A 13,383-nucleotide genomic window follows, 5' to 3' on the forward strand; every position below is an offset into this window, starting at 1 on the left:
AAGCTCTCAAAACTTAAGGAGCTCTGCATATACAAAATTAAATAAACCACTAAAAACCCAACAACCAGAGAATAGTAACCCAAGTATTTACTGCCTAATTCACTACGCCTTTATGATTCACATGGGCCGAATAGCCGCCTATGGTATGGACTTGTGCTCAGATGTCATAGCGTTGTTTATGCAGTTCCACGTAACCACCGCGCAGGCCGTTGGCTTGAATGGCCCGACCCAGTGTGACTTAGGCTCGGTAACCGACGAAGAGAACATTGTGTCGCAGGTCGTGCAGCATGGCTATCAGATAATTGACGATTCGACCGCTGCTGCACATTCCGTTCCCTGCAATGACGATGGCCGGACGAGCGGTTTCCGTCAGAAGGCGAACCTTCTTCAAATGTGCTTGATGGCTATCGACGGTTAGCAGTTGCTCGAAGCCCAGCCGGCAACGGCCTTGTTTGACCCACTTTGGCGCTTCTTTACCCCAAAAGGGTATAGGCCCGACGTGGTCAATTCGGGCATGGGTAGCGATCAGTGCCTTGACCGTATCCAGGTGAAATTCGATGGACAGACGATCGACGCCGGATCTGCCTTTAGCGGAGGTTTCCGCGCCCTGGAACGGCCGTAGTCGATCTACAGGCCGGGCATCAATAGGAGTTGGTGGCAGGAGCCAATCCTTGGCGTCATGATGGTGCAGGATGTCGGGGTATGACATTGAGTTAGTCCTTTGGTCGCGGCAGGAATGGCAGTTACCTGCCCCCCCCCCCCCCCCCCCCCCGCATGGATCCGTACGTGCGGAACTAACGCATACGGCTCCTACCTCGGGTATATAACGCGAAGCGATCCTCCGGGTATGGGCGTACATGCTTGGGACTTGGAATATAGAGGTCAGCAAGGCGTCCGTAGCGTGACCATTGAAGCCGATTACGCTGGCTGCGACGTTTGAGGGCTTGCCGCCATAGAAGGCATACCGCCAGACGAAAACCACCAGGACGGATCAGGTTTCCCGGCACCGCGTGGTGATTGAAGTATAAGCAACCCGGCTCACACGCCTATAAATAGGCGACGGTGGAGCGGTTGTTTCGCAGCCTGAAAACGGAATGGGTACCGGCCGTGGGCTACATGAATGCTTCGCTGGCACAGCAGGATATTGGTCGGTTTTTGATGCAACGCTACAACTGGAAACGGCCACATCAATTCAACGGCGGGCTGCCGCCCGCTGTTGCCTAGGCTCTGTACGAAATCCGCCGAAAACAATTTGAATTCCACTGGCGTCGCGATTCAGTAAAGTCCGCGTCCATCAAAGGCAGGAGCCCACGATGGCCAAACGGTACGAACTTCCCGACGCAGCCTGGGACTTGGTTGCGGATATCTTCGATGAGCCTCGCCGTAGCGGGCGCCCACGAACAGATGATCGCTTGATGCTCAACGGTGTCCTTTGGGTGCTTTGTTCTGGCGCTGCCTGGCGCGACATGCCCGAGCGTTTCGGCCCCTGGTCAACGGTTTATCAACGTTTTCGTGACTGGCGCAATCGCGGAGCGTTTGACCAGATGCTCAAGCGTCTTCACATCAAGCTCAACGAGCAAGGATTAATTGATCTGGAGACCTGGATGATTGACTCCACGGCAGTACGAGCAACCCGGACCTCTTCTGGTGCCGGGAAAAAAGGGGGCCTGAAGAACCACAAGATCACGCGCTCGGACGCAGCCGGGGCGGCCTGACGACCAAAATTCACATGCTGTGCGATGCCAACGGCGTACCCCTGAAGTTTCTATTGTCGGGCGGACAAGCCAGCGACATCGCTTATGCTCAGCCGTTGCTCGATGAAGCGTACATACCCAGCTTGCGCGGTCGCCCCCGCAAACGCTGCCGATGGTTGCTGGCGGATAAAGGTTATGACGCCGAAGCGTTGCGTCGCTACTGCGACCGGTATCGGATGCAGCCGGTAATTCCTCTGCGCAGCATGAAGCGCAAACCCAAGCCGGGGCTGCCGAGACTGTTTGATCGTCCCAAGTACCGACAGCGCAATATCATCGAGCGTATGTTCGGCTGGCTGAAAGAGAACCGTCGCATCGTTACGCGTTTCGACAAGCTCGCGAAAAGTTATGCAGCGATGGTCTCGCTGGCCTGCGCCATGCGGTGTTTACGACATTACTTTTCGTACAGAGCCTAGGAAAAACTTAACGCAGTGTCCGGGATTAGTTGACCACTACATCTTGATTGATAGGCATATTGTATATTTAGAGCGAGTTGCCCACGTATAAATGGATACCTCTACTTTGAAAATTTACCATAGCTATACAAGCTCATTCCCTACCAGGATCAAAGCATTCTTATTTCCCCTCCCCCAGGGCCGTCTCGTTTGGCCCATTTTAGGTTCCCTCGGGTTTCCGCCTTCCAAAGGGTGGTGGTTGTGCTACTCTTTTCACCGCTTGTTGCTCAAGGTGCCAGTCACTGAGCAACTGACAGGGAGAGCGGTAGTCCAAGGTCGAATGCAGGCGCTTGCGGTTGTAGAAAACCTCAATGTACTCGAAGGCCACGGCCCGCATTCCATCGCGCGTCTGGAATCCAGGCGTATCTACTAGGTCGGTGGTCGAGATAAAAATCTTAACAAATGAAAAATCGAGGACTTATTTCCGTCTTTCTTCTCGCGGCCATTCTGTGGTTCTGTACTGTTACATCAAGTGCCACGGAGACCGTGAAAGTTGAAAGCGTTTCTATCGAAAATGCCAAAACTTCGCTAGGCATTGACACTCCGACCCCAAGATTCAGTTGGGTGATTGCATCGAACGAGCGCAACCAGAAACAGACCTTCTATCAAATCCGAGTTGCATCACGTCCAGAGAAACTTCGTGACGCGGATGTTTGGGATAGTGGCAAGATCGCCGACGAGCGATCGCAATTTGTTCCGTATGCCGGTGCGCCTCTACGTTCACGTACAAGGTATTTTTGGACGGTCCGCGTCTGGGATGCTCAGGGCCAACCATCTGCCTGGAGCAAACCTTCCTCGTGGGAAATGGGATTGTTGACCGCTACCGATTGGAAAGCACAATGGATCGGCCGTGGTGGCGTGGTGCCCATGCCTCCGGATCTTATCAAATCGCAACTTCCCGCCACTCCGGCCCAACTCAAGCCAGGTGAAAGTCAAGGTCAGAGCTTCACTACCGATCACTCTATCGCGTCAGTCAGCGCAGAGGTTCCGACCTTCAAGACTAGAAATACCAGCTTTACCCTCTCGTTAAGAAAAAACGGGCCCGACGGTGAACTAGTGGCAAAACGGCGCATCGAGAACCACACGGATAATGAATGGGCAACCCTGAAGCTCGACAGCCCCCTCCCACCTGGAAAATATTATCTCGAACAATCTGAGGTCGTCGGCGACGCGGGATGGTACACATACCCTGACAGCACTTATACGTTTGGAGAAGCCTACGCCAATGCGATGGAAATTTCGGGAGACCGCAAGACAAAATGGGAAATCAGCGGTTCGCGAGAACCCGATGGACTGACATCCCAATTACGCCGAGACTTTGATGCCAGCAAGAAAATTAAACAAGCCAGGCTATATATCACCGCCCTCGGGCTGTATCGAGCTCAAATTAATGGCAAAACTGTAAGTACTGACTATTTCGCACCGGGTTGGACCGACTATCGGAAGCGGATTCAATACCAGACCTACGACGTGACAAAACTGATCCACACGGGCCGGAATGCGATTGCAGTCGATTTGGGCCCCGGTTGGTACGCCGGGAATGTTGGATCATTAGGTCCGAACCAGTATGGCCAGTTGCCTTACCTGCTCGCGCAACTCGAATTGCGCTATACGGATGGCAGCAGTGAACAGATCGCTACGGATGGCAGTTGGAAGAGCGCACTTGGGCCAATTGTCAGTTCCGATCTGATAATGGGTGAACAATACGATGCCCGATTGACAACACCAGGCTGGAATTTACCCAACTACGATGATAAAGACTGGAAGCAGGTACTGGTAGGTCCGAATGTGGAAGCCGCCCTGGTTGCGCAAGTCGACCCTCCAATTCGCGTTGACCATGAGATCAAGCCCGTAAAGGTTACGCAAATCAAGCCCGGCACATACATTTACGATATGGGTCAAAACATGGTGGGAGTCGTAAGATTGCGCGCCCGAGGGAAGGCAGGGCAAGTCATTACGCTTCGGCACGGTGAAGTTTTAAACACGGACGGCTCGTTGTATACGGAAAACCTTCGCACTGCAAAAGCAACGGATCAATACATCATGAACGGGCAGGGAACGGAGCAATTTGAGCCCACATTCACGTTTCATGGCTTCCGATATGTCGAAGTTAGCGGGGCAACGTCTCAACCTGAAGTCGTCGGTCGTGTATTGCGGACAGCTATGCCATTGACTCTCTCCTTTGATACCAATGTGCCGATGCTGAATCAGTTGCAGCAGAATATATTATGGAGTCAGCGCGGGAACTTTCTCTCGGTTCCAATGGACACACCTGCGCGAGATGAGCGCTTGGGGTGGACGGGGGACCTCGCAGCATTTGCGGGTACAGCTGCATACAATATGCATGCATTATCCTTCCTGGAAAAATGGCTGACTGATCTTCGTGATACTCAATCGCCAATCGGGGCCTTTGCTGATATTGCACCCACACTTCAGGGAATCAGAAACGCTGACGCTGGCTGGGGTGACGCCGGTGTATCCGTGCCTTGGACCTTGTATGAGCGATATGGAGACCTGCGCATACTCGAGCAAAACTTCAATGCAATGGACAGTTGGCTTTCGTATCTTGAAAAGAATAGTACGGACTATCTTCGTCCCAGTAGCGGGTACGGTGACTGGATGAACGTGAATGATGAAACGCCAAAAGATCTAATTGCGACAGCATTCTTCGCGGACAGCGCCCGCACCCTCGAAAAAGTTGCTCGCGCGCTCAATAAGGATTCCCGCCGTTATGCAGATCTTTATGCGAATATTCGAAATGCATTTAATCGTGCGTTTGTCCTTTCGGATGGCAGATTGAAGACTGACACGCAAACTGCCTATGCACTTGCGCTGACTATGGATCTCTTGCCGGCGGCATCACGCAAGTCAGCCGCAGATCGATTGGTTCAACTGATCAAGGACAAGAACTGGCACCTGTCCACAGGATTCCTCGGCACACCTCGTCTGCTACCCGCACTATCGGAAGCGGGTCATGCAGACGTGGCGTACCGCCTGCTGCTTCAAAATAGCTATCCATCCTGGGGCTATCAGATCAGCAAAGGTGCAACGACGATGTGGGAACGTTGGGACGGAATTCGGCCAGATGGGAGCTTTCAAGACAAGGTGATGAATTCATTCAACCACTACGCCTACGGGGCGATTGGAGAATGGATGTACCAAAACATTGCCGGTATCCGTCCCGTGGCGCCCGGATTTCGACGATTTGTCGTCAGACCTATCCCAGGGGGCGAGGTGCACTCGGCCAATGCCCGTTATAGATCGGGTTACGGGACAATTGCCGTGCGCTGGAATGAAGGAAGCGATCAAGGGGAGCTTTTTGTCAGTATCCCGGTGAACACGAGCGCGGAAATCTGGGTACCAAATAGGGGAGGTAGCGTTCAAAGCGACGGCGCAAATTTCGTCCGTACCGAGCCAGGATATTCGGTCTATGAGGCCGGTTCTGGGAACTACCGTTTTACCATTCATTGAATCGCCAGAGCTTCAATAGGTGCTGTTTCAGAACTCCTTTGTCCAGCAAGCTTGATTAGGCTTGCCGCATGAGTAAGCCGCTGCCAGGCAAGTACCAACCGGCCGAATCAGGTCTGGGCCATGGATACAACCTACATCCCGATGCGCCGGGACTTCATCTATCTGAGCGCGGTTCTCGACGTTGGTGTCGGGTCGCATCATGACGTGCTGGCTCCTGAGAGAATTCGGGAGCACAGCATCGGAGATCAGATGACGGCTTTGAATGTGGGTTCATGGATCCCTTACGAAAGTCCCGTCATCCACTGTGATGAGACACTCGTCCGGGTACTCAAAAAACCGGATCGAGATCCGACCAGTCAGTCCTGGATGTGGGTGCAGGCCAGCGGCCCGCCGGATCGAAAAGTCATGCTGTTCGACTACACCTCCAGCCGTGCGCAGGAGGTGCCGCTGCGCTTGCTGGAAAGTTATCGCGACTACTTGCTGACCGACGATTGTATGCGATCCATAAACCCCACCTACCGTATGGCCGTGGTATGAAGTCAGGTATCCGAGTCGGATACATGCTCCACTTGAGTTCTTACCCCAAACAACCGGTCGGCTATCTGCCGACCCCGCTCCAGCCCTTCAGCCGTCAACCAAATCGATTTGTTCTTGTTCACCGGATTACTGATAAAACCATGTTCATGTAATCGGTTCATAGTCTCGAAGTCGAACCCTTTCCAAGCATTGCCGTTATCAAAACTGAAGGTTGCCAACAGGGCAAGCACGGCTTCCTCAATCAGTTTATCGTCGTACTCCATGATCGTTGCTCCGCTCGTACTCTTTAAGCTCACCGTACCCCCCCAGCCATCAAGATGGATAGCGCGTTTAACTACGCGATACCGGCGAGCAGTTCCAGGGCAGTAAAGCTTCGTAATCCTCAACCGAAGAAGCCGTTGGCAGGCGCTCAAGTGCGTGGTGCAGCCACGCAGAGGGCTCTTGGCCGTTGGCTTTGGCAGTCTCGACCAAGCTGTAAAGTTGAGCGCTGGCCGTCGCACCTTTGGACGTGTCGCTGAACAACCGGTTCTTCCTTCCGATCACGAAGGGCCTGATGGCGCGTTCGGCAGGGTTGTTGTCGATCGACAAGTAACCTTCCTCGACATACCGTTCAAGTTTGTTCCAATTGCTCGCCAGGTAGCTGATGGCTTTGCCCAGGGCGTTCTGAGCGGTGACCTGGGGTTGGGTCTTTTCCATCCAGCTTTTCAACTGAGCCAGCACCCGCAGGCTGTGCGCGTGACGACCGGTTTTACGCTCGCCCTCGTTGCCGGCCTTTAGGTCGCGCTCGATGCCATACAGCTTGTTGATCAGGTTCAGCGCGATGTCGGTATGGCCCCTCTTGCCTTTGGGCTGCACTTTTTGCGCTTCCAAGAATTTGCGTCGTGCATGCGCCCAGCAGCCTAAACGCTCACCCCCCGCCTGCGCGCCCAGCGCGTTGTAACCGGCATAATCATCGGTCATCACGTAGCCGCAATAGCCATCAAGCAGACGCGTCGGCACCTCCTGAGCCCGACTGGTGGAGTAGTCGAAAAGGATCACTGGTTTGTCGGGTGGGCCGCCGGTTTGCACCCACATCCAGGACTGGCTGCTGGGCTCCCGATCCTGCTCTTTCAACACCTGCACGCGGGTTTCATCGCAGTGGATGAAGCGGCTTTCCAATAACTGGCCGCGCATTAAATTCAGCAGCGGTTGCAAGTGTTCGCCGCACTGGATAACCCTGCGGGCCAAGGTCTGGCGCGGGATATCGATGCCATGGCGGCCTAGCACTTTTTCGAAACGGTGAAGCGGTAAACCGTCCACGTATTCGGCGGTCAGCAGCATCGCCAGCACGCTTGAGTTGGCCATACTTTTTTCAATCAACTGAGCGGGCTTGTCCGCAGTGACCGGTGCCGTTTCACAGGCACGGCAACCGTAGATCGTACGGACGTGTTTGATCACGCGGATTTGCATCGGCACGATTTCAAGCTGCTCGCTGACCTCCTCGCCGATGGCGTGTTTGCGGCAGCCGCAGGCACAGGTCAGTTCACGCTCGGGCAGTTCGTGGATGATTTCGATGCGGGGGAGATCGGCCGGCAGCGGCTTGCGCTTGCCACGCCGCGGGGTCGGCGCAACAGTCTCTTCTTCAGCAGCTTCATCAATGGGCTCGACGACGCTTTCCGCCTTATTGAACAGGGTCAACTGCGGCGTTGCCGGATCAGCCGTTTGCTCGGACTTGCGTCCGAACAGGCGCTGACGCTACAGCGCATTTTCTTCTTCGAGGAAACCGACTCTGGACTGCATCTTCGCAAGCATCTGCTTGAGCAATTCAGGATCATCGGGGAGGTTTTCGGACATGGAAATCATGCCCTGGATTATACCGAATCAGGCCACGTATCGAGGCGTCAAAACCTGATGAGGGCGGTTGCGCCACAGATCAAAACCATCCAGTAGCCAGTTCAGTTCCTGGACGGTCAGGATGATCGCTTCATCGTTGGCATCAGGCGATGTTTTAAATTATTCGGATTCGAGGCGCTTGAGCCAAAGGCAGAAGCCGTTGCGTTCCCAATACAATATCTTCACGCGGTTGCGTGGCTTGTTGAGGAAGACGAAAAGCACAGGGTCGAATACCGCGACTTTGATATCCAGTTCGACCAGCGCAGCCAGGCCATCAATGGATTTTCGAAAGTCCACGGGTTTGGGGTAGAGATAGACTTTTTCGACTTTGGCATAAGGTCGCATCATGGCGGGCTGGCTCCTGAGAGAATCAGGAGCACAGCACCCGGGATCAACTAAGCGCTTTGAATGTGGGGTTCATGGGGCGCTTACGTTTGATCGCCCCAAGTACTGGCAGCGCAACATCATCGAGCGCATGTTTGGATAGCTGAAGGAAAATCGCCGCATCGTGACGCGCTTCGACAAGCTCGCGAAAAGTTATGCGGCGATGGTTTCACTGGCCTGTGCCATACGGTGTTTACTATATTACTTTTCGTACAGAGCCTAATACGATCAGGCTTCGGTGCCCACTGGCATAGTGTAGGTGTCCGGAAGCTCACGATCAAAAATCTCGTTCGCCCACAGCATGACGATCATTTCACTTTCACCAACGTTGGTAATGTCATGACTCCAGCCGGGCACGGTCTCTACGATTTTCGGGGCGTCTCCATCTGTGAATAATTCATAGAACTCACCCGATGTTATATGGCGAAATCGGAAGCATGCCTTGCCGGAAATAACCAGAAACTTCTCTGTTTTCGTATGATGATAATGACCGCCACGAGTAATACCCGGGTGCGCAGTGAAGTATGAAAACTGACCTGAATCCTTGGTCTTGAGCATCTCCACGAAAACGCCGCGAGCATCTCCATACTTAGGAACTTCGTAAGTGAACTCTTCGGGTGGCAAGTAGCTGAGATAGGTCGAATACAAAGCCCGCACGAGGCCAGTGCCGACCCGTTCGGAAATCATAGACTGCCGACTCTCTTTAAAGGCATACAGTTGTGCCGATAGATCGCCTACAGTTATCGAGTAATTTTGTTCTATTTTTACAAACGGATTACCTGCCTGCTTACCGTCCATTACAGAAATAAAACTGCTTATGACGTCGTCGATGTAAACAAGTGAAATTTTAGCGTTGGCGTCGTTGATACTGACAGGCAAATTATTTGCTATATTATGACAGAAAGTCGCTACAGCCGAATTGTAGTTAGGTCGAGCCCACTTCCCAAATACGTTTGGCAGCCTGAACAAATGCACACTATTGCCAAATGTCGTAGAAAGGTTCAGCAGAGCATCTTCAGCTTCGCGCTTACTGTCGCCGTAAGCATTAGCCAACTCAGCTTGAATTGAAGAAGTATAAAGTATTGGAATTTTACGTCCACTCGCCGCGACCGCTGCACATAACGCTTGAGTCAAATCGGCGTTACCGATCTTAAACTCTTCGACATCCTGAGGACGATTGACACCGGCCAAGTGGAAAACGAAATCCACTTCAGATACGAGCGAATGCAGACTGGCGATATTATCTTCACGACAGAATCGCAGCACCTCGACGTCTTTTCGCTCACGCAGATGAGCTATAAGGTTTTTACCAACGAATCCGTTAGCACCGGTGATCAATACTTTCATGCTTTATTCCTCGGGTGTCGCATATTCGCCGCGCTGAATTGCACGCATAAAGTCAAGTTTCAGTAGCAAATCCTGCATCCCCTGAACATCCAGGCGCTCGGTGTTGTGCGAGTTGTAGTCCACCATGGTGGAAATTTTTTCTTCGCCTTGCTCGACAAATTTACTGTAATTCAAATCTCGAAGATCCGGCGGCACTCGGAAATAATCGCCCATGTCCTCTGCGCAGGCCATTTCTTCTCGGCTCAAAAGCGCCTCGTAGAGTTTCTCGCCGTGGCGTGTGCCGATAACCTGAATAGGATGCTCAGGCTGCCCTAGCATCGATGTCAGGGCGAGAGCAAGAGTCTCCACAGTCGCGGCAGGGGCCTTCTGGACGAATAGATCACCGTTGTTGCCATGCTCAAAAGCATACAGAACCAAATCAACAGCATCCGCGAGAGTCATCATGAAACGTGTCATGTTTGGATCTGTAATCGACAGCGGTTGGCCAGCTCGAATCTGACCAATGAACAAAGGAATAACGGATCCACGCGAAGCCATGACATTGCCGTAGCGCGTACCGCAAATCACCGTCTTGGTTTCATCCACATTACGGGATTTGGCAACCATGACCTTTTCCATCATGGCTTTGGAAATACCCATGGCATTGATCGGGTACACAGCCTTGTCGGTACTCAGACAAACTACCCGTTTGACTTGATTCTGTATCGCCGCCTCAAGAACATTCTCGGTACCAAGAACATTGGTTTTGACAGCCTCCATCGGGTGAAACTCACAGGATGGGACTTGCTTGAGCGCTGCGGCATGAAAAATGAAGTCCACACCACGACTAGCATTCAATATGCTCTGATAATCCCGCACATCCCCTATGTAAAATTTCAGTTTCGGACTGGCATAGCGCTTGCGCATGTCATCCTGCTTTTTCTCGTCGCGGCTGAAAATACGAATTTCAGTGATGTCAGTATCTAAAAAACGCTTGAGCACAGCGTTGCCAAAAGAACCTGTCCCCCCAGTGATCAGTAGAGTTTTATTATCAAACACGGCCTACCCTCTTTATTAAATAATATGAAAAATAGCCAACGACCAGACAAACCGGGTTTTGATTTTATCGAAAAAACCACGGTTATTATTGGTCAGATTACTACCATGAATACGTCTTAACGTAACCGTGTCGTTCAAATGAACAACCGAATTACGTCTATTTGCGACGAAGGAGATCCATATATCATGGCTAATCACCTTCGAGTGAAAAGGGATCAGACAGGATTTTATCTTCTTCGACAACAGCATGGCACAGCCAAAGTAAGGAACGCTACGCCCAATAAAAATGTCAAATATATTCTTGTAAGGAGTAGCATTCCTTGTATGGTCAAAACCACAGAAAAACTTACGAGAGTCAACATCATCGACAAATGACTCCATAGAGCCCACTACCAACAAGCTATTCGAAAGCTCCATTGCAGAAATCATCTTGTCGACTCTGCCCGCTGGCCAGAGATCATCTTGATCACTTAAAAAAATATAAGTACCCGATGCTTCACTAATTAAATTCTCAAAATTACCTATATACCCAAGATTCGTGGTGTTTCTGATAATCCTGATTCTGACATCGTGAAACCCCTCAACAATACGAATTGTCTCATCGCTCGAACCATCATCACCGATCAAAACCTCAGAATCTTCCGGGATTTGCTCGAGTATTGAACTCAGCTGATCCCTGATGAATTCAGCCCCATTATAAGTAGCTACACAAACGCTAACCGAAAACATATTTATTCCTAGTTAACACCCAATAAAAAACCAGAAAACCCACCCATCACCTTTAACAAGCCGGGTCGGAAGAGTTACCCTTTTTAAACTGGGCCTCACTGTTCTGATCAAATTCGCTACCGGGGGAAAGCTCACCAATTACCAACATTATAGCTATAAAATGCATGAACACAAATACAGGAGCCAATAGCAAGGGGTTTCCTGCTCCTGGGAGCAGAAACGCCATTAACCCCAGAACCCAAGCACCTGCCCCCTCTTACCGCCCACAAAGAAAAATTTTAAACCGTAGAAAACCACTGAAACGTATGACAAAAACAAGGGCATACTCCCACCACTAAAAAAGCGCAGCACCAGGGTAGGAGGTTCGGCTTTAAATTATCGAAAGAACGAAAATTAAAAACATACTTAGAAATATCATCCCTCATGCCCTCTCAACAGCTTGAACATAAGAAAAAGATAACAAACTACCGCATAGACCACCCCAAAACAAACAACGATCCAAATCAAACGACTAAAATCACCTGCAGAAGAACTCCTCACGACAAAGATGAAGCAGGCCATGCATACACCATAAACGATCAGAGAAGCCATATATGTCCTTGCCAAGCCAAGGAACACGAATATAAAATTCAACACAGCATGAAAGTAAAGCACAAAATAAAAAAATGCAAAACCGATAACAAGTTCAAAATAAACCAAATACTTAGCGCCTAGAAACACCCCCAGAAACAGCTTAGGTATGACAGCGCCCGAAAACAACAAATACGATAATAAGAAGCCGCCGAGAAATACGCCCATCGATACATTAAGAAATTTCAAGGCTCCATCTCTACCCGAAGCAATGAACTTAGGAAAAAAATAGTTATTAAAAGCTCCGTATAGCAGCCCTCCCCCCAGGACTAATGTCAACATACTTGAATAGAAAGCTGCAAATGAAGCATCTTCACCAACAACAAAGTATCTGGGGATGTTTACGATGAGACTCGAAAAAAAAGCGGCCGCACCTAAAACAAATCCACCCCATGACACCACCCCTGTGTCAAAGGCAACAGAGATGAACTTTAGAGTGAGTAGCAAGAACACAAGACCTACCACCATCAGCGCGATACTCAGACCAGCCCCAACGTATAACAAAATAAAGACAATTAGAGAAAATAGAACAAATCTAAACAATGTCGACGCAAAAATATTGCGATAATCGCCCGCTCTGATCCCTTCGCAAAGGATAGGCTCGTATAAAAACTCCGCACATCTATATAGAAAAAACCAAAATACAATTTGCGAGGAAAACAAAAGCGCACCAAGAAAGCCAAAAAGTAAAAACGGTATGACCAGCCAAATCCTCGTACGCAATGAATCTCTGTAACTTAATTTTCCGCTCAAAATGGAAATATTGTGCTGCATGGAAAAAAATAGCTGCACCGGGGCACAAATGGAGAACGCGGCTCCTAGCATTGCCGCATCATTGAAGCTTCCTAAGTGGGAACTGGCCACCACTAAAAATATAGAGGGCGCACTAAAAAAAACGTTAGCCAAAAATACAAAAACAAAATTAATCATTTGATACGGCCGCACTAAAACTTACTGCAGGATTTTTTTTGTCACTCATGCCGCGCGATGTCTTAAGCTGTTGGGCATCCAAAATCAATTCCCCCTTAAAAATTGATTCACAAGCTATTTCCAGGTAGTAACTCATTGCTTTTCAAGCACTCCGATTCATGACCCAAGCACGCAAAATATCCCAAGCCACTAAAATCGACACCAAAAGCAAAGGAATAACATACGTCACACCGGCCTTT

At 50.6% G+C, this 13,383-nt stretch carries 9 protein-coding genes and 5 pseudogenes; 5 read left to right on the plus strand and 9 right to left on the minus strand.

Annotated features, from left to right (window positions below; all coding sequences use genetic code 11):
* Positions 1 to 160: 160 nt before the first annotated feature.
* Positions 161 to 487: pseudogene (locus tag PspS34_RS28710) on the minus strand (MBL fold metallo-hydrolase); the annotation flags it as partial.
* A 569-nt stretch (positions 488 to 1,056) separates the two neighbouring features.
* Between PspS34_RS28710 and PspS34_RS20435 the strand changes: the two are divergent.
* Together PspS34_RS20435 and PspS34_RS20440 are read left to right on the plus strand one after the other, a co-directional pair.
* Positions 1,057 to 1,224 (plus strand): annotated as a pseudogene (locus PspS34_RS20435) (integrase core domain-containing protein); the annotation flags it as partial.
* 89 nt (positions 1,225 to 1,313) lie between these two features.
* Positions 1,314 to 2,167 (plus strand): IS5 family transposase gene (locus PspS34_RS20440; RefSeq protein WP_159390314.1). Its coding sequence is split into 2 segments (ribosomal slippage): positions 1,314 to 1,655 and positions 1,658 to 2,167, totalling 852 coding nucleotides; the frame shifts between segments, so codons are not numbered across the junction.
* Between the two features lie 199 nt (positions 2,168 to 2,366).
* Here PspS34_RS20440 and PspS34_RS20445 read toward each other — a convergent pair.
* On the minus strand, positions 2,367 to 2,600 hold the full coding sequence (locus PspS34_RS20445; RefSeq protein ID WP_275113812.1) for an IS3 family transposase: 234 nt from the start codon (positions 2,598 to 2,600) through the stop codon (positions 2,367 to 2,369).
* A gap of 92 nt (positions 2,601 to 2,692) precedes the next feature.
* Between PspS34_RS20445 and PspS34_RS20450 the strand changes: the two genes are divergently transcribed.
* Both PspS34_RS20450 and PspS34_RS20455 read left to right on the plus strand, forming a co-directional pair.
* Positions 2,693 to 5,677 (plus strand): glycoside hydrolase family 78 protein, encoded by a 2,985-nt coding sequence (locus tag PspS34_RS20450; protein ID WP_159390316.1) that lies wholly within the window; start codon positions 2,693 to 2,695, stop codon positions 5,675 to 5,677.
* A gap of 285 nt (positions 5,678 to 5,962) precedes the next feature.
* Positions 5,963 to 6,169 (plus strand): annotated as a pseudogene (locus tag PspS34_RS20455) (transposase); the annotation flags it as partial.
* 47 nt (positions 6,170 to 6,216) lie between these two features.
* Here the strand turns inward: PspS34_RS20455 and PspS34_RS20460 are convergent.
* The 3 genes and pseudogenes from PspS34_RS20460 to tnpB all read right to left on the minus strand — a co-directional run bounded on the left by PspS34_RS20460 (position 6,217) and on the right by tnpB (position 8,434).
* Positions 6,217 to 6,477 carry a DUF6429 family protein gene (locus PspS34_RS20460; protein ID WP_159390317.1) on the minus strand — a complete coding sequence of 87 codons (261 nt, stop codon included), beginning with the start codon at positions 6,475 to 6,477 and terminating at the stop codon, positions 6,217 to 6,219.
* A 67-nt stretch (positions 6,478 to 6,544) separates the two neighbouring features.
* Positions 6,545 to 8,056: pseudogene (locus PspS34_RS20465) on the minus strand (IS66 family transposase).
* Between the two features lie 150 nt (positions 8,057 to 8,206).
* Entirely contained in the window at positions 8,207 to 8,434 is a 228-nt protein-coding gene (gene tnpB, locus PspS34_RS20470) for an IS66 family insertion sequence element accessory protein TnpB (RefSeq protein ID WP_238786587.1), read from the minus strand.
* A gap of 85 nt (positions 8,435 to 8,519) precedes the next feature.
* On the opposite strand from tnpB, the pseudogene PspS34_RS20475 reads away from it, so the two are divergent.
* Positions 8,520 to 8,693: pseudogene (locus tag PspS34_RS20475) on the plus strand (transposase); the annotation flags it as partial.
* A 5-nt stretch (positions 8,694 to 8,698) separates the two neighbouring features.
* Here PspS34_RS20475 and PspS34_RS20480 read toward each other — a convergent pair.
* From PspS34_RS20480 to PspS34_RS20495, 4 genes are all read right to left on the minus strand, one after another.
* Positions 8,699 to 9,817 (minus strand): NAD-dependent epimerase/dehydratase family protein, encoded by a 1,119-nt coding sequence (locus PspS34_RS20480; RefSeq protein ID WP_159390318.1) that lies wholly within the window; start codon positions 9,815 to 9,817, stop codon positions 8,699 to 8,701.
* 3 nt (positions 9,818 to 9,820) lie between these two features.
* Positions 9,821 to 10,855 (minus strand): polysaccharide biosynthesis protein, encoded by a 1,035-nt coding sequence (locus PspS34_RS20485; protein WP_159390319.1) that lies wholly within the window; start codon positions 10,853 to 10,855, stop codon positions 9,821 to 9,823.
* Between the two features lie 15 nt (positions 10,856 to 10,870).
* A complete protein-coding gene (locus PspS34_RS20490; protein ID WP_159390320.1) occupies positions 10,871 to 11,584 on the minus strand; it encodes a glycosyltransferase in 714 nt (237 codons plus the stop codon).
* Positions 11,585 to 11,998: 414 nt separating this feature from the next.
* Entirely contained in the window at positions 11,999 to 13,144 is a 1,146-nt protein-coding gene (locus PspS34_RS20495; RefSeq protein WP_159390321.1) for a hypothetical protein, read from the minus strand.
* Positions 13,145 to 13,383: the final 239 nt, after the last annotated feature.

Origin of the sequence: Pseudomonas sp. S34, assembly GCF_009866745.1 — a bacterium.
In the GTDB taxonomy this organism is placed as follows: Bacteria; Pseudomonadota; Gammaproteobacteria; order Pseudomonadales; family Pseudomonadaceae; genus Aquipseudomonas; species Aquipseudomonas jessenii.